The 19,880-nt window shown below is 74.1% G+C and carries 17 protein-coding genes; 7 read left to right on the forward strand and 10 right to left on the reverse strand.

Annotated elements, in window-relative coordinates:
• Positions 1–16: 16 nt before the first annotated feature.
• The 7 genes from ADY59_RS24905 to ADY59_RS50265 are packed head-to-tail and all read right to left on the reverse strand — an operon-like array spanning position 17 to position 9,793.
• Positions 17–1,915, reverse strand: a complete 1,899-nt coding sequence (locus ADY59_RS24905) for a S9 family peptidase (protein ID WP_231618867.1) — start codon at positions 1,913–1,915, stop codon at positions 17–19.
• The gene (locus ADY59_RS24910) at positions 1,912–3,687 is read right to left on the reverse strand and encodes an N-acetylglutaminylglutamine amidotransferase (RefSeq protein WP_049566266.1); all 1,776 of its coding nucleotides are present in this window, start codon (positions 3,685–3,687) and stop codon (positions 1,912–1,914) included. The genes ADY59_RS24905 and ADY59_RS24910 overlap by 4 nt, the downstream gene beginning before the upstream one ends.
• Before the next feature lies 1 nt (position 3,688).
• Positions 3,689–4,822: a carboxylate-amine ligase gene (locus tag ADY59_RS24915; RefSeq protein WP_053175122.1), complete on the reverse strand. Its 1,134-nt coding sequence runs from the start codon at positions 4,820–4,822 to the stop codon at positions 3,689–3,691.
• 58 nt (positions 4,823–4,880) lie between these two features.
• Positions 4,881–5,735 carry an FRG domain-containing protein gene (locus ADY59_RS24920; RefSeq protein ID WP_063780775.1) on the reverse strand — a complete coding sequence of 285 codons (855 nt, stop codon included), beginning with the start codon at positions 5,733–5,735 and terminating at the stop codon, positions 4,881–4,883.
• 39 nt (positions 5,736–5,774) lie between these two features.
• A complete protein-coding gene (locus ADY59_RS24925; protein ID WP_231618868.1) occupies positions 5,775–7,004 on the reverse strand; it encodes a PP2C family protein-serine/threonine phosphatase in 1,230 nt (409 codons plus the stop codon).
• Positions 7,005–7,064: 60 nt separating this feature from the next.
• The gene (gene secD, locus ADY59_RS24930) at positions 7,065–9,308 is read right to left on the reverse strand and encodes a protein translocase subunit SecD (RefSeq protein ID WP_049566270.1); all 2,244 of its coding nucleotides are present in this window, start codon (positions 9,306–9,308) and stop codon (positions 7,065–7,067) included.
• Between the two features lie 38 nt (positions 9,309–9,346).
• Positions 9,347–9,793, reverse strand: a complete 447-nt coding sequence (locus ADY59_RS50265) for a hypothetical protein (protein WP_049566272.1) — start codon at positions 9,791–9,793, stop codon at positions 9,347–9,349.
• Positions 9,794–9,909: 116 nt separating this feature from the next.
• Between ADY59_RS50265 and ADY59_RS24940 the strand changes: the two genes are divergently transcribed.
• The 4 genes from ADY59_RS24940 (at position 9,910) to ADY59_RS24955 (ending at position 12,214) form a co-directional block, all read left to right on the forward strand.
• Entirely contained in the window at positions 9,910–10,263 is a 354-nt protein-coding gene (locus tag ADY59_RS24940; RefSeq protein WP_156325715.1) for a hypothetical protein, read from the forward strand.
• An 85-nt stretch (positions 10,264–10,348) separates the two neighbouring features.
• Positions 10,349–10,639 (forward strand): hypothetical protein, encoded by a 291-nt coding sequence (locus ADY59_RS24945; protein WP_156325716.1) that lies wholly within the window; start codon positions 10,349–10,351, stop codon positions 10,637–10,639.
• Positions 10,636–10,968 (forward strand): TraR/DksA family transcriptional regulator, encoded by a 333-nt coding sequence (locus tag ADY59_RS24950; protein ID WP_049566280.1) that lies wholly within the window; start codon positions 10,636–10,638, stop codon positions 10,966–10,968. Before ADY59_RS24945 ends, ADY59_RS24950 begins: the two co-directional genes overlap by 4 nt.
• Positions 10,969–11,155: 187 nt before the next feature.
• Positions 11,156–12,214 carry a PP2C family protein-serine/threonine phosphatase gene (locus ADY59_RS24955; RefSeq protein WP_231618869.1) on the forward strand — a complete coding sequence of 353 codons (1,059 nt, stop codon included), beginning with the start codon at positions 11,156–11,158 and terminating at the stop codon, positions 12,212–12,214.
• Positions 12,215–12,277: 63 nt separating this feature from the next.
• On the opposite strand, the gene ADY59_RS24960 is transcribed toward ADY59_RS24955, so the two are convergent.
• From ADY59_RS24960 to ADY59_RS53745, 3 genes are all read right to left on the reverse strand, one after another.
• Positions 12,278–15,169, reverse strand: a complete 2,892-nt coding sequence (locus ADY59_RS24960; protein ID WP_049566282.1) for an endo-1,4-beta-xylanase — start codon at positions 15,167–15,169, stop codon at positions 12,278–12,280.
• Positions 15,170–15,256: 87 nt separating this feature from the next.
• Complete coding sequence (locus ADY59_RS24965; RefSeq protein WP_049566285.1) at positions 15,257–15,661, reverse strand: ATP-binding protein; 405 nt, start codon at positions 15,659–15,661, stop codon at positions 15,257–15,259.
• 53 nt (positions 15,662–15,714) lie between these two features.
• The gene (locus ADY59_RS53745; RefSeq protein ID WP_049566287.1) at positions 15,715–17,247 is read right to left on the reverse strand and encodes an IclR family transcriptional regulator domain-containing protein; all 1,533 of its coding nucleotides are present in this window, start codon (positions 17,245–17,247) and stop codon (positions 15,715–15,717) included.
• A gap of 112 nt (positions 17,248–17,359) precedes the next feature.
• Between ADY59_RS53745 and ADY59_RS24975 the strand changes: the two genes are divergently transcribed.
• From ADY59_RS24975 to ADY59_RS24985, 3 genes are read left to right on the forward strand one after another with little or no spacing between them, the layout of a single operon-like run.
• The gene (locus tag ADY59_RS24975; RefSeq protein WP_049566290.1) at positions 17,360–18,112 is read left to right on the forward strand and encodes a CoA transferase subunit A; all 753 of its coding nucleotides are present in this window, start codon (positions 17,360–17,362) and stop codon (positions 18,110–18,112) included.
• Positions 18,109–18,738: a CoA transferase subunit B gene (locus ADY59_RS24980; protein ID WP_049566292.1), complete on the forward strand. Its 630-nt coding sequence runs from the start codon at positions 18,109–18,111 to the stop codon at positions 18,736–18,738. The genes ADY59_RS24975 and ADY59_RS24980 overlap by 4 nt, the downstream gene beginning before the upstream one ends.
• The gene (locus ADY59_RS24985; protein ID WP_049566295.1) at positions 18,735–19,880 is read left to right on the forward strand and encodes a thiolase family protein; all 1,146 of its coding nucleotides are present in this window, start codon (positions 18,735–18,737) and stop codon (positions 19,878–19,880) included. Before ADY59_RS24980 ends, ADY59_RS24985 begins: the two co-directional genes overlap by 4 nt.

The following is a 19,880-nucleotide window of genomic DNA, read 5'->3' on the forward strand; positions in this document are numbered from 1 at the left end:
GTAGGGAGGTTCGCGGTCACCTTCCGTCCGCGAATGAACCGATCAGATGGTGTTCGAGCCAGCCGGTGACCTTGGTGATGTAGGCGACCCGGTTGGCGACCTGGCGGATCGTGTGGCCCTCGTCGTCGAACAGCAGGGCGTCGCAGGGCAGGCCGAGCGCGGCGGCGGCCTCCAGCATCTGCTCGGCCTGGTGGAAGGGGACGTTGGTGTCGTGGCGGCCGTGCACGACCAGGAGCGGGGCGCGGAGCCGGTCGAAGGAGCGCAGCGGCGACAGGGCGCGCAGCAGGTCCCGGTCGGTGTCCGGGTGGCCGTACTCGCGGACGGCCGCGGCCGCGACCCACGGGTCCGTACGGGCGTAGAAGGTGCCGAAGTCCGCCATGCCGCACACGTTGACGCCCGCCCGGAACAGGGCGGGATGGGTGACGAGCGCGGCGAGCGTGAGGTAGCCGCCGTACGACCAGCCCATGCAGGCGATCCGCGACGGGTCGGCGGCGCCCAGCCTGACGAGTTCGGCGACGCAGTCGGCCACGTCGTCGATGGCGCGGAAGCGGCGCTCGCGGTCGTCCGCCTCCCGGAAGGCGCGCCCGTAGCCGGCCGACCCGCGCACGTTCGGGGCGAACACGCCGATGCCGCAGGCGAGGAGATGCTGGTAGAGCGGGTTGAAGGTGGGGCGTTCCTGATCCTCGGGGCCGCCGTGCAGATGGACGAGGAACGGCGCGGGCCCCTGCGCCCGGGGCGGCCGGTAGAGCCAGGCGGCCAGTTCGAGGCCGTCGCGCGCCGCGAAGCGCACCGGCTCGGCCTCGACCGCCCCGGGCAGCCGGCCGGCGCCCGCGACGTGCTCGTAGGCGCCGCTCGCCAGGTTGCACACGTACACCTGGGACGGCTGGGCGGCGCCTTCGGCCGCCAGCACGGCGCGGGTGCCGTCCAGCGACACGCGGATGGAGGTCACGACGTCGGCCGGCAGGTGGGACAGCGGGGCCGTGACGCCGGTGCGCGGGTCGAGGAGCTCCAGGCGGGAGCGGCCCCGCTCGTTCCACACCAGGACGGCCCGCCGCCCGTCGGCGCTGAGCGCGAACTGGTCCAGCTCCGCCCCCTCCCGCTCGGCGAGCACCACCGGACCACCGCCGTGCGGCCCCCCGCGCCGGGCATGGGCCTCCAGAGGACCGCCTTCGCCCAGGTGGTTCGCCCCCGGGCCGTCGCCGGGCGGGCCGGGGCCGTCCCGGGGGCCGCCGCCGTACGCGGCCGGGCGGTCCGCCCACAGCTCGTCGCCGTGGACGGCCAGGAGGGCGGTGCGGTCGCGGCCGGCGTCGGTGACCAGGTAGGCGATGCGCCCGTCCGGGGACAGGATGCCGTAGTCGGTCGTCCCCGGCAGCCCCGGCAGCAGCTCGTGCTCGCCGCCCCCCACCCGGCGCACCGACATGCGGCGCGCGCCCCGGGGCCCGTGCCGCACGAGCACGGTGGCGTGGTCGCGGCTCACCGCCGCGGGCCGCAGCAGCGTCCCGGACGCGACGACCTGCCGGCCGCCGGTGGCGGCGTCCACCAGCACCGCGTCGGTGCGGCCACCGGCGTGGGTCTCGGCCACCAGGAGGTCCTCGCCGCGTTCGGTCCACCGGATGAACACCGCCGACCCGCCCGAGGGCGCCGCCAGGGGCCGCAGGTCGCCGCCGTCCGGCCGTACCGTCCAGACCTCGGTGTGCTCGCCGCCGCCGGGGGCGAGCAGGACGGCCAGCCGGGCGCCGGTCGGCGCCCAGTGCACGTCGACGACGGGATGCGGGCCGGTGGGGACGGGCCGGGACGCGCCGCGCGCCGGCTGGATCCAGGCGCGCGGCGTGCCGTCGTGGTCACTGCCGTGGACGACCGCCGAGCAGTCCGGCGCCAGAGCTGGCGCCCAGCACGACCACGGAAGGTGCGTCACATGCCGTGCGCTTGCAGCCATAGCTCCAGCAGCCCGACCTGCCACAGCGCGCTGACGCCGGTGGCGGCCCGGTCACGTTCGGGGCCGGCGAGCAGCCCGGCCACGTACTCCTGCCGGAACAGCCCGCGCGAGCGCGCCGCCGGGCTCGTCAGCGCGTCGCGTACGAGATCGAGGAGCGGCCCGTCCGGGTGCCGGACGGCGGGCACCGGGAAGTAGCCCTTGGGCCGGTCCACCACCTCGGCGGGCAGCAGCTTGCGGGCGGCGTCCTTGAGCACCCCCTTGCCGCCGCCGGCCAGCTTGAGCTCGGCGGGGCAGGCGGCGGCGAGCTCGACCAGCTCGTGGTCGAGGAACGGCGTGCGCGCCTCCAGCCCGTGCGCCATCGTCATGTTGTCGACGCGTTTGACCGGGTCGTCGACGAGCATCGCGGTGGTCTCCAGGCGCAGCACCGCGTCCAGCGCGGTCGCCGCGCCGGGCGCGGCCAGGTGCCGGCGCACGAACTCGCCGCTGACGTCGCGCTCCACCAGGTGCTCGGGCGCGAGGATGCGCGCCAGGTCGTCGTGCGGGCGGTCCCTGAACGCCGCGAGGTACGTGTCGGCCGCCCGGTCCCGCGCCACCCCGGCCAGCGGCGGGAACCAGTCGTAGCCGGCGAACACCTCGTCGGCGCCCTGCCCGGACTGCACGACCTTGACGTGCCCGGACACCTCGCCGGCCAGCAGGTGGAAGGCGACGCAGTCGTGGCTGACCATGGGCTCGCTCATCGCCAGCACCGCCTGCTCCACCCCGGACAGCAGCCGCGAGTCCGGCACGCGGATGCGGTGGTGGTCGGTGCCGAACCGCTGCGCGACCAGGTCGGAGTAGGCGAACTCGTCGCCGCGCTCGCCCCCGGCGGACTCGAAGCCGATGCTGAACGTGGCCAGCCCCGCCTGCCCCTCCTCGGCCAGCAGCGCGACGATGAGGCTGGAGTCCAGCCCGCCGGACAGCAACACGCCCACGGGCACGTCGGCGACCATCCGCCGGCGCACGGCGGTGCGCAGCGACTCCAGGACGGCCTCCCGCCACTCCCCCGCGTGCGCCGGGCGTTCGGCCGGCGTGTGCTCGGGCTCCCAGTAGCGCCGGTCGGTGGCGGTCCCGTCCGGTTCATAGGTCCGTACGGTGGCCGCCGGCAGCTTGCGGACCCCGGCCAGGATCGTGCGCTCGCCGGGCACCAGCGAGTGGAAGGTCATGTAGTGATGCAGCGCGGCCCGGTCGATGGCGGTGTCCACGCCGCCCGCGGCGAGCAGGGCGGGCAGCGTGGAGGCGAAGCGCAGCCGCCGGCCGTCGGCGGCCAGGTAGAGGGGCTTGACGCCGAGCCGGTCGCGGCCCAGAGTGAGCCGGCCGCCGGCGCGTTCGGAGACGGCGAAGGCGAACATGCCGGCGAAGTGGTCCACGCAGGCGGGACCCCACCGGTGGTAGGCCTTGACCAGGACCTCGGTGTCGGAGTCGGAGAAGAAGCGGTAACCGGCGCGGCGCAGCTCGTCGCGCAGCTCGCGGTAGTTGTACAGGCAGCCGTTGAAGACCGCCTCGAGGCCGAGTTCGGCGTCGACCATGGGCTGGGCGGCCTTCTCCGACAGGTCGATGATCTTCAGGCGGCGGTGGCCGAGCGCGATCGGGCCGCGCGACCACAGGCCGGAGCCGTCGGGGCCGCGCTCGTGCATGGCCTCGGTCATACGGCCCACGGCGCCGAGGTCGGCCTTGTGCCCGTCGAAGCGGATCTCGCCGCTCAGTCCGCACACCTCAGGCCGCCGACGGGTAGCCGCTGCCGGTGGTCAGGCCGCCCGGTCTGGTCTCGTCCAGGAGCAGGTCGACCACGTCGGCCAGGGAGCCTCGGCGGGCGAACGCGCGGCGCTGGCGCTCGGCCGAGCCGCCGCGGCCGAGCGCGTCCTCGGCCAGGGCGGAGACGAGCTCCCAGTCGCCGGCCTCCTCCAGGTGCGGGCGCAGCGCGCCGACCAGGCGGGCGACGACGTCGGCGGCCGGCGCGGGCGTGCCTTCGACGGGGTCGACGAGCTCGCCTTCCAGGCCGGAGCGGGCCGCCTGCCAGCGCGCGGCGCGTACCGGGTCGAGCGGCACCTCGCGGCCGGGGTCGTCGCGCAGCTCGGCCAGCTCCCTGGCCACCAGTGCCCGGAACAGGCCGGCGATCAGCACGATGTCGTCCACGCGCGGGCACGAGTCGCAGATGCGCAGCTCGACCGTGGGCACGTGGGCGGACGGGCGGATGTCGTAGTAGATCATGCCGGCGTCGCTGATCACCCCGGACCTGATGAGTTCCGCGATCATCTCCTCGTACTCGGCGGCCGAGCCGAAGCGGGCCATCGGACCGGTGGTGGGCCAGCGCTCCCACACCAGCGTCCGGTAGCTGGCGTAGCCGGTGTCGGCGCCGAGCCAGTACGGGGAGCTGGCGCTGAGCGCGAGCAGCGGCGGCAGCCAGGGCGCCAGCCGGTGCGCGACGGCGATCGCCAGGTCGCGGTCGGCGAGCTCGGCGTGCACCTGGGTGCCGCAGATGAGCTGCTCGCGGGTGAGCACCTGGTAGTCGTCGAGCATGCGCTCGTAGCGGGCCTCGGGTGAGATCTTCATCTGCTCCAGGTCGGCCAGCGGCACGCTGCCGGCGGCGACGATGCCCAGGCCGACCTCCTCGGCGGCGGTGATCGCGGTGCGGCGCATCGCGTTCAGGTCGCGGGCCAGGTCCGCCAGGTTGTGGCAGGGCCGGCTGTTGGCCTCCACGGTGGAGCGTTGCAACTCCTCGGTGAAGCGGTCGTCGGGCAGCATGTCGAGCAGGAGCACGGAGCGGGAGACGAGCTGCCGCGTGCGTGTGTCGACGATGTGGAACTCCTCCTCGACCCCGACCGCGATCCGCGCCTCCGGCATGGCCATCACTCCCTTGTCTCAATTCGCCTGACGGTCATCTCCCCAGAAATCGGGCTTTCGCACGTCAGGCGCCCATCCAGCCCTCCCGCTGCCGGTCGGTGGACGTTCCGGACATGAAGGCGCCGCCCTGCGTGCCGTCCTCGGTGGAGCCGGGGGTGTAGTAGCGGCGCAACCAGGCCGCCAGGCCGTCGAGGCCGGGCAGCAGCACCCGCTCGGTGACGCCGGCCTGGTCGAGGCGTTCGCGGACCTCCGCCTTGACCGGCGCCGGGATCGACCAGGCCCGCCACAGCCCGGGATGCTCGCCGAGCCACTCCTGCACCTGGTGGGTGGGCCGGGACATCGCCGACAGCACCGAGGACTGGTTGACCACGCGCTCGTCCAGCGACGGCGGCTCGAAGAAGACCAGGAACGGCTCCTCCGAAAGCCGGTCGAAGCTGGGCAGGTCCCCCGCGACCGCGGCCAGCATCTCGGTGGTGAACAGCAGCGCGCCCTCCCTGTCGAGCTCGGCGCGCATCGGCTCGGGCAGCAGCCGGTGCGCCGCGTGGCAGTCCACCCCCAGCAGCACCGCGTCGTCCTCCGGCCAGGACGCGGTGGCGAAGTGCAGCGCGACCAGCGGCGAGAACGTCCAGTCGAGCAGCCGGGTGGGCAGCCCGTGATGCTGGCCGAGCGCCAGCCAGTCCCACACGGTGGAGCCGGGCCGCCGGCAGTGGGCGTACTTGCGGAAGTTGCGCACCAGGTGCCGTTCCAGGGCGGCGTAGTCGCCGCGCAGCCGCGACAGGCTCGACACGTGCGTGTACGAGGCCCGCGCCAGGCCGCGGAAGACCATGGCGGAGTGCGCGTGCCCGGTGCCGCGCGGCTCGCTGGCCCGCGCGACCGCGTCGTCGAGGTCGCGCCAGGACGACACCTCATCGATCTTCATTCCCGCTCCGCTGCCCGCGCCCGCCCGGCCCACACCCGCCTACGGCTCGCCCTTGACCGGGCAGGTGCCCACCCGGCCGTGCCACTCGGTGAGCAGCACGGTCGCGTCGTCCTGCAACCGGCCGTCGTGGTGGTCCAGGACGTCCTTGATGAGGCGGCGCAGCGTCTCGGGCACCGGCAGGCGGGCGGCGCAGTGGCGCAGGATGAAGTCCACGAAGCGGGCGACGCCGAACTCCTGGCCCTGGGTGCTGCCCGCCTCGACGATGCCGTCGGTGTAGAGGAGCAGGCGGTCGCCGGGTTCGAGCTGCTCACGGCAGACGGTCACGGGCAGGCCGAGGCCCAGGCCGAGCGGCGGCGTGGGCGCGCACTCCAGGGAGGTGACCCAGCGCCCGCCCCGGATGAGCACGGGCGGGTGGTGGCCGCGGTTGACCCAGGTGAGCATGCCGGTGCGCAGGTCGAATTCGGCCATGATGGCGGTGACGAACCGGGCGGCCTCCCCGAACTCGCGCAGCAGCAGGTTCTCGATGCCCTCGCCGTTGCTCGCCAGGTCGGCGCCGTGGCGGCGCAGGTTGCGGCAGGTGGCCAGCGCCAGGTTGGCGGCCAGCCCGGCGGCCACGTCGTGGCCCATGGCGTCGAAGATGGCCAGGTGCACGATGTCGTCGGCGACCGCGTAGTCGAAGGCGTCGCCGCCGATCTCGTAGGCGGGCTCCAGCACCCCGGCGACCGTGACCTCGGCGTTGGCGAACGTCAGCGGCGGCATCAGGTGCCACAGCATCTCCGCGGCCACGTTCATCGGCCGCGAGCGCACCAGCCTCGGGTAGCAGTCGCTGTAGGTGCGCTTGCTGACCATCAGCAGCGCCACCATCGACGACAGCGCCGTGACGTCCGCCTCGTCGGCGGGGGTTCCGCCCATCAGGACGCGGAGCACGCCCAGGCGCTCGGCGCCGTTCAGCAGCGGCACCCACCAGCAGTCCAGCCCGCCCTCGCCGGGCTTGCGCAGGATGCGGACCTCCTGGAACGCCCGCCCGCCGTAGGTGGCGTCGATGCGCAGCTCGGCGGGCGGCTTGCCGTCGGGGCCTGGCCCGGCCACGCCGCCGTTCTCGGCGAGCAGGCGCAGCGTGCTCTGCTGCAAATCGGCCACGTAGATCAGGCACTGCCTGATGCCGGCCCGGCGGGCGTAGCGGTCCACCAGGCCGGGCAGGCGCTCCAGCGTCGCTTCCTGCCCGGCCTCCAGGAGACCGGCGAGCATGTCCCCGCGAGGGCTGTTCACAACATGTCATTATCGACGGCCAGGCCGTTCGAGCAGCTCAAGGCCGTACAAAACATTTCTTTACAGCACGGCCCCGGTCCCCTCGCGCGGGCGGGACCTGCGCGGTCCGGCCGGCTGGGGCGGCGGCTTGCGGTCGAACCGGCCCAGCGCGATCGCCAGCGGCCCGGCCACGAACGACGACGACAGCGTGCCCACGACGACGCCCGTCACCAGCGCGATCGCGAAGTCGCGCAGCGAGTCGCCGCCGAACACGGCCAGCGCCACCAGGATGAACAGCGCGCCGATGCCGGTGTTGACGGTACGTGGCATCGTCTGCAGGATCGCGCCGTTGACCGACTCGGCCAGCGGCGCCTTGCGGCTGGCCGCCCACAGCTCCCTGACCCGGTCGAAGACCACCACCTTGTCGTTGACGGAGTAGCCGACGACGGTGAGCATCGCGGCCAGGAACACGCCGTCGATCGGCTTGCCCATCCACGCGAACAGGCCGATCACCAGCGACACGTCCACCAGCAGCGCCAGCACCGCGGCGGTGCCGAACGTCCACCGGAAGCGGAACGCCAGGTAGGCGAGCTGCGCGGCCACGGCCACGGCCAGCGCGATGAGGGCGTTGCGGCGCAGCTCGTCGCCGAGGCTGGGCCCGATGAACTCGTCGCGCCGCTTGGTCACCTCGCCCGCCTGGCCCTCCAGCGCCGCCTCGATCCTGGCCACGTCGGAGATGCCCATCTGCCCGGCGCGGACGAGGACGCCGTCGCCGGACGACTGCACCACCGCCGACGGGAACCCGGCCCGCGCGACGGCCTCGCGCGCGGCGTCGGCGCCGATCTGCTTGGCAGTGGCGAACTCCACGACCCGGCCGCCGGTGAACTCCACGCCGAAGTTCAGCCCGCGCGCGAACAGCCCGGCCAGCGCCACCACGGCGAGCCCGCCCGCGATGGCCAGCCACAGCCTCCTGGCCGACATGAGCTGCGGATCGCGCTCGGTGAGCCAGGTGCGCACGCGGCCGATGGAGCCCAGGCCCGACACGCGCGGCCCCACCCGGCCGATGACCAGCTGGGTCAGCACCCGGGTGATGAGCATGGCCGACACCAGCGAGGCGAGCACGCCGACGCCGAGCGTCACGCCGAACCCCTTCACCGGCCCCGACGCCAGCCAGAACAGCAGCCCGGCGGCGATCAGCGTGGTGATGTTGGAGTCGGCGATCGCGCTCCAGGCGTTCTTGAAGCCCAGGGCGAGCGCCGGTTTCAGGCCACGCTGCGGCGCCTGCCCGTACTCCTCCCTGGCCCGCTCGAACACGAGCACGTTGGCGTCGACCGCCATGCCGATCGCCAGCACGAACCCGGCCAGCCCCGGCAGCGTGAACGTGGCGCCCATCGCCACCAGCGCCGCGTACGCGATCAGCCCGTAACAGGCCAGCGCGACGGCGGCGAGCAGCCCGACGAGCCGGTAGACGATGACGATGAACAGCGTCGTCATGATCAGGCCGGCGATCGCGGCCTTGGCGCTGGCCTCGATCGCGTCGGCGCCGAGCGTCGGGCCGACCGTGCGCTGCTCGACCAGCTCCAGCGGCACCGGCAGCGCGCCGCCCTTGATGAGCACCGACAGCTCGCGGGCCTCCTCGTGCGTGAACGAGCCGGTGATCTGGGTGGATCCGCCCGGGATGCCGATGTTGCACGGCACCGAGGGGTCGAGCTGCGGCGAGGAGATGATCTCCTTGTCGAGCACGATCGCGACCCGGCGCTTCGGGTCGCCCGCCGGGCTGCAGGCCGCCTGCCCGGTCAGCTTCTGCCAGGCGGCGGCGTCACGGAAGTCGACGGTGACGAACCAGCCGGGGCCGGTCTGCGGGTCGCTGCGCGCGGCCGCGTCGGTGACGCCGTCGCCGCTGATGGCGACGGGTCCGAGCTTGAGCAACTGCCCGCCCTCGTCGGGCAGCGCGTCCTTGTCGCCCTGCTCGGCGATCCCCTCCACCGGGTGGAAGGCGAGCTGGGCGGTGCGGCCGATGACGTCGGCCGCCTGCTGCGGGTCGAGCACGCCGGGCAGCTCGACGATGATCCGCTTCTCGCCGGAGCGGACCAGGGTGGGATCGACGACGCCGAGCGCGTCAGCGCGGCGGCGCAGCACGTCGAGCGCGCGGTCGGTGGCGTCGGAGTCGGCCTTGACGGTGGGCGAGTCCTTCGTCTCGAAGACGAGCTGGGTACCGCCGCGCAGGTCGAGCCCCAGGCGCGGCGCCGAGGTGATGGCCAGGACCATCGAGGTCGCGATGACGGCGAGCGCCGCCAGCGCACGCCACAAGGGCGCACGTGACATAGAAGCCTCCACAGGCTGGGAAAACGGGAAAGAGCCTTCTACAGCCGTGTGGAGGGAGGAGCCCGCGCGGGCGTGGCGGCCGGCCGGCGCGCCACGGGATCGGCGCCGCCGTGCCGGCGCACGGCACCGGCCCGCGCCTGCCCCGGCGCGTGCGCGCCCGAGGGCAGCACCGCCGGCCCGTTGCCGCCGGTCGCGTCGTACGAGGCCGTCCAGGAATGGGCGGTGGGCGGCAGGTAGGGGGAGCGCCGGGCACCCGGATGCCCTGCGGCACGCCAAGCCTCGGCGCGCCCCGCCGCGGGACCCTCGCCCGCGACGTGCCCGGCCGCGGGGTGCCCGCCCTCGGAGTCCTCGCCCGCGGCGTGCCCGGCCGCGGCGGTGGGCTGGAGGGCTGCTTGCGCGACACCGGCCGTGAGCTGCGCGTGGCCAGCCGTGGGCAGGAACCACGACAGCAGCAGGAGCAGCGCTGCGGGCAGTCTGGTCCGCACGGCACCCTCCTCTCCTGTGGTGGTGGCCCCCTCACCGTAGCCTGATCCGGCGCCCGGGGAGGGGAGGCGCGGTCGGGCCGGTGCCCTCCGCCGGAAAGTGGGCTATGGTCGGCCTCATGGCGACCTGGAGCACCACCCGTGGCTCCGCCGCGTTCAAGGCGGCGGTGGGCCTGGTGCTGCTCGCCATCCTCGTCGTCGCCGCGACCCCCACGTGGGCCTTCGCCTCACCGTCCCAGCACGACACCGTCACCGGCGTCGTGCCCCCGGGCGCGGAGGTGTCGGAGCTGGCCACGCCGCCGCAACCGCCCGTCCGGGCCGAACACCTGCCGCGCCCGTGGCCCGACCGCCACCGCGCCGAGGCGCCCGAGCCCCCGGCCCTGGTGTGGCCGCAGGCGGGGGCGGCCGCCATCCGGGGCCCCCAGCAGCCGGGCCACCGCGCCGCGGGCTCGCGCAGCCCGCCCTTCGCCTAGAGGTCCTCCCCCTCCCCTCGCCATGCCCGTGAGCCGGGCGGCACAGGGGAGCCGTCGGCATATCTCTGGCTAGGAGCGCCGCCTCATGGCTTCATTGCAGACACTCATGCAGGACTACACCCAGCACCTGGCTCGTCTCGAAGAGCTGCGCGAACTGCTGGAGGAACGGCTCGCCACCGCCCGCACGACCGAAGGGCCGCGTGCCCGGACGGTCGCCGCCCTCGAGGCCGCGATCGAACGGATGGACCGCGGCCTGTACGGCACCTGCCGGCGGTGCAGCGCCTTCATCCCGTTCGAGACTCTGCTGCGGTCGCCTCAGGAGCCGTACTGCGCGACCTGCGGCGGCGACTTCCACATACTCGAGGATCACCCATGACAGACAACACCATGCTCAGCGACGTCCAGGTCCAGGCCATCGCCCAGGACCTGCGGGCGCAGCTGATGTGGCGCACCTCCCGGCTGGACGAACTGCGGGAGCTGGTGGAGAGCACCGGCACCGACGACGGCTCCCGCCAGAGCGTGCTCGCCGACCTGGCCGCCACCGAGCGGACCATCGCCGGCATCCACGCCACGCTGGACCGGCTCGCCGACCACTCCTACGGCCGGTGCGACGGCTGCGGCACGGCGATCCCGTTCGAGCGGCTGAAGATCCGGCCGCTCACCCGGCACTGCGTGCCGTGCCGCCAGACACGCGAAACCCGCTGAATCAGCGCCGAATCAGCGCTGAACCAGCGCTGACCCGCGCTGATTCCGTGCACCGCTGAGGGCCGCGTGCCGGGCCTCCCGGCACGCGGCGCCCGTTTCCCGGCACGCGGCGCGCCCGGAAATGCTTGAATCTTGTTAACTATTGATGTTTCTATGGCCGATATCCCGGAGCGGCGGTGGGAGGGCTGTGCAGCGAGAGCGTAACGAGACCTCGCAGCGGGTGCTGCGCCGGCTGCCGTTCGCGGCGATGCTGGCCGTCGCCGTGATCGACGTGCTCGCCGGCCCGTCGCTGGGCTTCCTGCCGCTGCTCACCCTCGGCCCGACGTTCGCCTCCGTGTCGGGCAGCGTGCGCCGCACCGCGATGGTCGGCGTGGTCGCGCTCGTCATCTGCGTGCTGCTGTCGCTCTACAACGGCCTGCTGTTCAAACGCCAGAACCCGGTCACCGTCGCCACCATCGTCGGCGTCACCGCGGCCAGCATGCTCGCCAGCCACCTGCGGCTCGCCCGCGAGCGGGAACTGGCCAACGTGCGCATGGTGGCCGAGGCGGCGCAGCGGGTGCTGCTGCGCCCGGTGCCGCGCCGCGCCGCCGACCTGCGGGTGGCGCTGTCCTACACGTCGGCGGCGGCCGAGGCGCGCATCGGCGGCGACCTGTACGAGGTGGTGACGACGCCGCACGGGGTGCGGCTGCTGATCGGCGACGTCCAGGGCAAGGGGCTGGCCGCCGTGGAGACGGCCGCCTGGGTACTGGGCGCCTTCCGCGAGGCCGCCTACGACGAGGCCGAATTGGCCGGCGTCGGCGAGCGGCTGGAGGCGAGCCTGGCCCGGCATCTGAGCGGCGAGATGTTCGTGACCGCGATCCTGGCCGAGGTGCACGAGGCGGAGATCTCGCTGCTCAACTGCGGCCACCCGGCGCCGCTGCTGCTGGGCCGCGGCGGCCGCGTCACCGTGGCGGAGCCGCCGCAGGACGGGCTGCCGCTCGGGCTGGGCTCGCTGGCGGCCGACCGGCCCAAGCCGTACCGGGTGGAGTTCGGCGAGGGTGACCAGATCCTGCTGTTCACCGACGGGGTCGTGGAGGCGCGCAACGCCGCCGGCGAGTTCTACCCGCTGACCGAGCGGGCCGGGCTGCTGGCCGACGACGACCCGCAGGCCGCGCTCGACGCGCTGCGCGGCGACCTCATCGGGCACACCGGCGGGCCGTTGCTCGACGACGCCGCGATGCTGCTCATCCGGCGTCATCCCGGCTGACCGGTTCTGGAGTGTGCGCCGGGCCAGGATGCCCCGGCCCGGCGCCTTTACAAAGTAGATTCGTTAGCGGGAGAGCCGCAGCACGCCCCAGTGGCTGGTGTCCAGGTAGCTCCGGCCGGTGGCGTCGTGCCAGGTCGCGGCGCCGGTCCTGGCGGCGCCGGTGGCGTCGTTGACCTGCACGTCGAAGCCCAGCAGCGTGCCCTTGCGCAGCGGCACCGTGGGCAGCTTGATCGCGGCCTCCACGACGTAGCCGCCGGGCACGGCCCGGGCCGCGCCGGTCAGGTTGTCCTTGACGGCGAAGGCGTCGAACGTGCCGCCGACCGTCCGCGTGCCGGTGAAGCTGATCCGGTACTGGCCGTCGTCATCGTCGTAGCCCTTGGTCTTGTTGTTGCCGGGGTCGACGAAGATCTCGACGGAGTCCTGCTCCCACGGGTTCGGCGACTCCTCGCTCAGCTGGGCGTCGCTCACCTCGGCGAGCACGTACAGGGTGTCGCCGCGCCACAGCGAGCGGACCGTGGCGCTCGCGCCGGAGGCGCCCTCGATCCGGGTGCCGGTGCGCACGCGCGGCGCCCGCGCCCAGGCGGCGTCCACGACGCCGTCGAGCACGGGCTCGCCGCGGGCGGCGGTGGTGTGCTCGACCGCTGGGGTGAACGTCAGCCGGCCCGCCCACCTGGCCTCCCCCACCGCGACCTCGATGTCGCTCGCGCGCGAGGGCAGCAGCGCCTCGACGCGGTAGCCGTCGCGGGTGCGCCGGACGGCCGCGCGGAAGCCGTCGCCGGGCCGGCCGTCCCGCCACACGGTGTACGGGGTGCCGCCGAGCGTGAACGTCACCCGGTCGGCCCGGTCGCGGGTGGCGTCCTCGACCTCGGCCAACACGTACAGGCCGCGTTCCGACGAGCGGGCCTGCCAGCCGGCGGAGACGTCGCCGACGCGGGCGACGGGCGTGTCGGGCAGCAGGTCCCAGGCGAGCTCCCGTTCACCGTCGACCCTGGGCGAGGCGGCGGGCGCCTCCAGGCTCCGGACCAGGGCGGGCAGCTTCGACGGGTCGGCGATCCCCCAGTAGGCGGGCTTGGCCTGGAGGTCGTCGTCGAAGGGCAGCGGCGCGTTGAGCCGCGTGATGGGGAAGGAGCGCAACCAGCTCACGTCGTCGGACTTGCCCCAGATCGTCACCGAGCTGAGCCGGTCCGCCTGCCGCCGGAAGACGTCGAACAGCTCCTTGTAGCGGTGCCCCTGCGCGGCCAGCAGTTCCGGCGGGATCGTGTCGTAGGAGGAGACGAAGTCGGTGTAGACGCTCACGTCGAGCTCGGTGACATGCTGGTCGACGCCGAGGGCGGCGAAGCGCTCGACGGTGTCCTCGACCCAGGAGGCGGGCGGCTGCTCGACGTTGAGGTGCAGTTGGTGGCCGACTCCGTCGATCGGCACCCCCTCGGCGCGCAGCCGCTCGACCAGGTCGTACAGGGCTTCGCGCTTGCGGGGGAATTCGGTGTTGTAGTCGTTGATGAACAGTTCGGCGTCCGGGTCGGTCTCGCGGGCGACGCGGAAGGCCGTCCTGATGAAGTCCAGCCCGGCGATCTCGAACCACGGCGAGCGGCGCATCCCGTCCGGCTGGTTCTCGTCGATGACCTCGTTGACGACGTCCCAGGCGGCGATCCTGCCCTTGTAGCGGCCGACGACGGTGCGCACGTGGGTCTCCAGGCGGGCCAGCAGCGTCTGCTTGTCGGCGCCCTCGAACACCCAGGCGGGCGTCTGGCTGTGCCAGGCCAGCGTGTGACCGCGGACCGTCATGCCGTGCTCGGCCGCGAAGCCGACCAGGGCGTCGGCCTGCGCGAAGGCGAACTGCCCCTCGGCGGGCTGGACGGCGTCCCACTTGAGGTCGTTGCCGGGGGTGACGCCGTCGAAGTGCCTGGCCAGGAGCTTGGCGTGCTCGCCGAACGTCTCGGCGGGGGTGAAGGCGGTGCCCATGGTGAAGGGGACCACGTCCTTCAGCGCGGGGATGCCGGTCTCGATCGGCTTGGGCTCGACGTAGGCCAGCGTGAAGTCGTCGAGGTCGAAGGGCTCGGTGCCGGTCTCGGACTCGACGTACACGCTGAGGAAGTCGGCGTCGTGCGCGAGCGTGTAGGAGCCCTGGAGGCGCACCCACTCGCCCGCCTCGGCGGGGGCGACGACCCGCTCGTAGCTGATGGCGTCGCCGGCGCGCCGCTCGATCGACAGGCCGAGCTTGCCGGTGCCGCGCACCCAGACGGACAGGGCGTACTTGTCGCCCTTGGCCATCCGGCCGAGCACGTTGAGCGCGGGGCCGTCCCAGGAGGCGGACCTGCCGGTCACGGCCAGGCCGTGGGCGCCCGCGTGGGCGGACCCGGCGGTGGCGGTCAGCGTGGCGGCGCCGCGTGCGGCCCAGTCCTGGGCGGTGCCGTCCTCGAAGTCCGTGCTGATGGGCGTGCGCGCCGGGTCCGTCAGGGCGGTGAGTGCGATGTCGTCGAGGTAGAAGGCGGCGCTCTCGTCGGCGCTCTCGGCGTAGAGCTGCACGTCCGTGGAGGAGGGGGCGAGGGTGTAGGTGCCCGACAGCCGCGTCCAGCCGGTGTCGGTGACGGTGGCGGAGGCCACCCGCTCGTACGTGGCCTCGCCGCCCGCGGGAGTGCGCTGGACGGTGAGCGCCACGGTGGCGGGCCCGCCGCTCACCAGCCGGGCGTAGGCGGTCACCGTGTACTGGACGCCGGGCTCGAACGGGCCTGGCAGCGAGGCGCCGTGCCAGTTCGCCGTCCGGCCGGCGACGTGCAGCGCGGCGGCGCCCGTGTGCGCGGCGGCGGCGGTCGCGGTGACGGTGACGCCGTCGCCGCGCGGCTGCCAGCCCTGGGCGGTGCCGTCCTCGAAGCCGTAGGCGGCGTCCGCCGCGAGGGCGGGGACCGGTGTCAGGGCGACGAGCAGGCATAAGAGTGCGGCGATGACGCTGCGCATGGGGGCTCCTCGATCCCGTCCCCCGACGAAAGTTTCGGCATTGTGCCGATAGTGTCACCGGGACTATAGAGGGACCCGGGCGGCGGTTCAACCCTTGCGATCTTCGCCCAGGTTCATGCGGAGCCGCAGCCGCGAGCGCCCCTGCGGATGGTCGAGGGTGACGCCGTCGCACAGCCGCTGGATCAGCCACAGACCGATGCCGCGCGAGCGCGTCGGGATCCCGGACCGGGCGGCGGACAGGTGCCGCGGCGCCAGCACGCCGGCCGTGTCGACGATCTCGACGATGATGCCGGAGCCTTCGCGGGCGGCGGTCACCACACCCGCGCCGCCGCCGTGGTCGAGCACGTTGGTGACGGCCTCGTTCACCGCCAGGACCAGGTCGTTGAGCCGGTCGCCGTCGAGCCCGGCCCGCCGGGCGTAGCCTCGGACGCGCTCGCGGATCCCGCCCAGGTCGTAGCTGATGGCGCAGTGCAGGCGCGACCCCACGCTCATGGCTCTCCCCCATCGACAACGGGCGGTGTTCTGCGCCAGATCGTAGACCCTGCTCACCCGGCCGCTCCCCCTCGGCCTTGCGCGTGCGCCAGGTCCGCCTCCATCCTGGCGGCGGTCTCGGTGAGAGCGGGCAGCAGGTCGCGTACCAGGTCGGCGGGGGTGGCGCGGCTGGCGTGGGTGGCGACGTTGACCGCCGCGACGACCCGGCCGTCCCGGCCGCGCACCGGCACCGCGATCGACCTCACCCCCTCCTCCAGCTCCTGGTCGACGAGGGCGTAGCCGTCCTTGGCCGCCCGGCGCACGGCCTCCGCCAGTTCCTCCGGGGAGCCGACGGTGTGCCGGGTCAGCGGCCTCGGCGCGATCCCGGCCAGCCGCTCCTCCGGCAACCCGGCCAGCAGCACCCGGCCCATCGAGGTCGCGTACGCCGGGAAGCGGGTGCCGACGGTGATGTCCACGCTCATGATGCTCACCGTGGGCACCCGCGCCACGTACAGGACGTCGTCGCCCGACAGCACCGCGACGGACGCCGACTGGCGCACGCGCGCCACCAGGTCGGCCAGGTGCGGCTGGACGATCTCGCCGAACGTGCGCCCGGACAGCTGCGCGTACCCCAGCTCCAGCACCTTCGGCAGCGGCGCGAACCGGCCCTCGCGCTCGGCGGCGTAGCCGAGGCGTTGCAGCGTCAGCAGCGCCCGGCGGGCGGTGGCGCGGGGCAGCCCGGTGATCCTGGCGACGGCGGCCAGGCTCAGCCCGCCGGGCCCCGACCCGAACGCCGCCAGCACGGCCAGCCCGCGCGCCAGCGACTGCAGGTAGCCCGCGCCCAGCTCGCCCTTGACCGCCCGCGTCGGATCGGCCCCGCCCACCGGCGGGCCGGCCGCCAGCGACCCACCCGGCAGCGGCCGCCCCGGCGCCGTGTCGATCGGCGCGCGCATCGGCGCCTCCGACCGCGCCTCCATCCGCGCCTCCATCCGCGCCACGGTCGCCCGCATGCTCGGCAGGGCGTGTTCGGCCAGCCCGGCGGCGGTGTGCCTGCTGGTGTGGCTGACCACGCTGAGCGCGCACGCCACCGCGCCGTCCGGGCCGCGCACGGGCATCGCGACCGCGATCAGCCCCGGCTCGATGAGCTGGTCGTCCACCGTGTACGGCGCGGCCGGGTCGAGGAAGACCAGCCCGGCGGCGCAGCGGCCGGCGGGCAGCAGGTCGCCGACGCGGAAGGCGACCGACATCGTGCGCCGCCGGGTGTACTGCCCGACGAAGCGCACCCCGTCGCCGTCCGGCACCGACAGCGACACCGACTCCTCCAGCTCACCGGCCAGCCGTTCGGCGTGCGGGCCGAGCGCGGCCGGCAGCCCGCTCGCGGTCAGGTACGCCTCACCCAGCTCCATCAGCGGCGGGGCGAGCAGCACGTCACGCTCCTCCATCCGCACGTAGCCGAGGCGGGCCAGCGTGGACAGCACGCGGTCGACCGTGGAGCGGGCCAGGCCGGTGGCGCGCACCAGGTCCGTGGCGCGCAGCCGGCGCCCCGGCTCGGCGGCCAGCGCGCGCAGCACGGCGAGCCCGCGTTCCAGGGTTCCAGCCGGTTCCATCCGCTTCTCCTCGGTCGTTGGAGGCACTTTGACAGGAGCGCCCCCGGATGCGCATACTCGTCCACGATAGTGAACTAAAGTTCACCTAGCGAACACCCCCGAACGGAGTCCCGTGCGGAGAGACAAGGTGATCGCCACGGCCGGGGAGGCGCTGGCCGGCGCGCGCGACGGCGCGTCGTTCGCGGTCGGCGGCTTCGGCCTCAGCGGCATCCCCAACGTGCTGATCCAGGCCCTCTACGATTCCGGTGTGACCGGCGTCAGCGTGGTGTCGAACAACTGCGGCGTCGACGGCGGCGGCCTGGGCCTGCTGCTCGCGGCCCGGCGCATCGCCCGCGTCACCGCCTCCTACATCGGCGACAACAAGGAGTTCGCCCGCCAGTACCTGGCCGGCGAGCTGGAGGTGGAGCTGACCCCGCAGGGCAGCCTGGCCGAGCGGTTGCGCGCCGGCGGTGCCGGCATCCCCGCCTTCTACACCCCGGCCGGCGTCGGCACGCCGATCGCCGACGGCGGGCTGCCGCTGCGCCACGCCCCCGACGGGTCGGTGGCGCTCGCCTCGCCGCCCAAGGAGGTCCGCGACTTCGACGGCGTCCCGTACGTTCTGGAACGCGCGATCACCACCGACTACGCGCTGGTGCGCGCCGCCAAGGGCGACCGCTACGGCAACCTGGTGTTCGCCAAGGCCGCGCGCAACTTCAACCCGCTGGCCGCGATGGCCGGCCGGATCACGATCGCCGAGGTCGAGGAGCTGACCGACCTCGACCCCGACGAGGTGCACCTGCCGGGCGTCTTCGTCCAGCGGGTCGTGCCGCTCACCCGCGAGCAGGCCGCCGACAAGGCCATCGAGAGGCGGACGATCACCCCATGAGCTGGAGCCGCGACGAGATGGTCGCCCGGGCGGCGGCCGAGCTGCGCGACGGCGACTACGTCAACCTCGGCATCGGGCTGCCCACCCGCATCCCCTCGTTCCTGCCGCCCGACGTGGACGTGGTCCTGCATTCGGAGAACGGCGTCCTCGGCGTCGGCCCCTATCCGGCCGCCGACGCCGTCGACCCCGACCTGATCAACGCGGGCAAGGAGACGGTGACCGTGCTGCCCGGCGCGTCGTTCTTCGACTCCGCGCTGTCGTTCGGCATGATCCGCGGCGGCCACATCGACGTGGCGGTGCTCGGCGCCATGCAGGTGTCGGCCCGCGGCGACCTGGCCAACTGGATGGTGCCCGGCAAGCTCGTCAAGGGCATGGGCGGGGCGATGGACCTGGTGCACGGCGCCCGCAAGGTCATCGTCATCATGGACCACACGGCCAAGGACGGCTCGCCGAAGATCGTCGCCGAGTGCTCGCTGCCGCTCACCGGCAGCCGCTGCGTGCACCGGATCATCACCGACCTGGGCGTCCTCGACGTGACCGCGGACGGGCTGGCGCTGGTGGAGACCGCGCCCGGCGTGAGCGTGGCCGGCCTGCTGGAACGTACGGACGCGGAGGTGCGCGTATGAGGACCGTCTACGTCGTGGACGCCGTCCGCACGCCGTTCGGGCGCTACGGCGGCGCGCTGGCCGGGGTGCGCCCCGACGACCTGGCCGCGCACGCCGTCAGGGCGCTGGCCGAACGGACCGGGCAGGACAGCGCCGACGAGGTGGTGCTCGGCAACGCCAACGGCGCCGGCGAGGAGAACCGCAACGTCGCCCGGATGGCCGCGCTGCTGGCCGGGCTGCCGGTGACCACGCCCGGCGTGACGGTGAACCGGCTGTGCGGCTCCGGCATGGAGGCGATCGTCCAGGCGTACCGGATGATCGCACTCGGCGACGCGTCCGCGGTGATCGCGGGCGGCGTCGAGTCGATGACCCGCGCCCCGTGGGTGCTGCCCAAGCCGGAACGGGCGTTCCCGGCCGGCCCGCAGGAGCTGGTGTCGACCACGCTCGGCTGGCGGCTGGTCAACCCGGCCATGCCCGCCGAGCACACCGCCCCGCTCGGCGAGGGCGCCGAGCTCATCGCCGCCGAGCACGGCATCGGCCGCGCCGAGCAGGACGCGTTCGCGCTGGCCAGCCACCAGAAGGCGGCCAAGGCGTCGTTCGAGCGCGAGATCGTGCCCATCGCCGGGCTGGAACGCGACGAGGGCATCCGGGAGGACACCTCGCCCGAGGCGCTCGCCCGGCTCAAGCCCGCCTTCCGCGCGGGCGGCACCGTCACCGCCGGCAACTCCTCCCCGCTCAGCGACGGCGCGGCGGCGCTGCTGCTCACCGACGAGACCGGGCTGCGCGGGCGGGAACCGCTCGCCCGCATCACCGCCACCGCCGCCAGCGCGCTCGAACCCCGCTACTTCGGCCTCGGCCCCGTCGAAGCCACCCGCCGGGCGCTGGCCAAGGCCGGCAAGGACGCCGCCGAGCTGGCCACCGCCGAGCTGAACGAGGCGTTCGCCGCCCAGGCGCTCGGCTGCCTGGCGCTCCTGCCGGACCTCGACCCGGACATCGTCAACCCGTCCGGCGGCGCCATCGCCCTCGGTCACCCCCTCGGCGCCTCCGGCGCCCGCGTCACCGGCGCCGTCGCCCACCGGCTGGCCGCCGCCGGGTCCGGCACCGGCCTGGCCACCCTCTGCATCGGCGTCGGCCAGGGCCTGGCCGTCGTCCTCGAAAGGTGA

The organism is Nonomuraea sp. SBT364, from assembly GCF_001083785.1.
GTDB lineage: Bacteria > Actinomycetota > Actinomycetes > Streptosporangiales > Streptosporangiaceae > Nonomuraea.

Excerpts from the sequence above, each read along its gene's own strand:
- ADY59_RS24915 (WP_053175122.1), bottom strand. The coding sequence starts at position 4,822 with ATGGCCATGCCGGAGGCGCGGATCGCGGTCGGGGTCGAGGAGGAGTTC.
- ADY59_RS24920 (WP_063780775.1), bottom strand. The coding sequence starts at position 5,735 with ATGAAGATCGATGAGGTGTCGTCCTGGCGCGACCTCGACGACGCGGTC.
- secD (WP_049566270.1), bottom strand. The coding sequence starts at position 9,308 with ATGTCACGTGCGCCCTTGTGGCGTGCGCTGGCGGCGCTCGCCGTCATC.
- ADY59_RS24940 (WP_156325715.1), top strand. The coding sequence starts at position 9,910 with ATGGCGACCTGGAGCACCACCCGTGGCTCCGCCGCGTTCAAGGCGGCG.
- ADY59_RS24945 (WP_156325716.1), top strand. The coding sequence starts at position 10,349 with ATGGCTTCATTGCAGACACTCATGCAGGACTACACCCAGCACCTGGCT.
- ADY59_RS24950 (WP_049566280.1), top strand. The coding sequence starts at position 10,636 with ATGACAGACAACACCATGCTCAGCGACGTCCAGGTCCAGGCCATCGCC.
- ADY59_RS24960 (WP_049566282.1), bottom strand. The coding sequence starts at position 15,169 with ATGCGCAGCGTCATCGCCGCACTCTTATGCCTGCTCGTCGCCCTGACA.
- ADY59_RS24965 (WP_049566285.1), bottom strand. The coding sequence starts at position 15,661 with ATGAGCGTGGGGTCGCGCCTGCACTGCGCCATCAGCTACGACCTGGGC.
- ADY59_RS53745 (WP_049566287.1), bottom strand. The coding sequence starts at position 17,247 with ATGGAACCGGCTGGAACCCTGGAACGCGGGCTCGCCGTGCTGCGCGCG.
- ADY59_RS24980 (WP_049566292.1), top strand. The coding sequence starts at position 18,109 with ATGAGCTGGAGCCGCGACGAGATGGTCGCCCGGGCGGCGGCCGAGCTG.
- ADY59_RS24985 (WP_049566295.1), top strand. The coding sequence starts at position 18,735 with ATGAGGACCGTCTACGTCGTGGACGCCGTCCGCACGCCGTTCGGGCGC.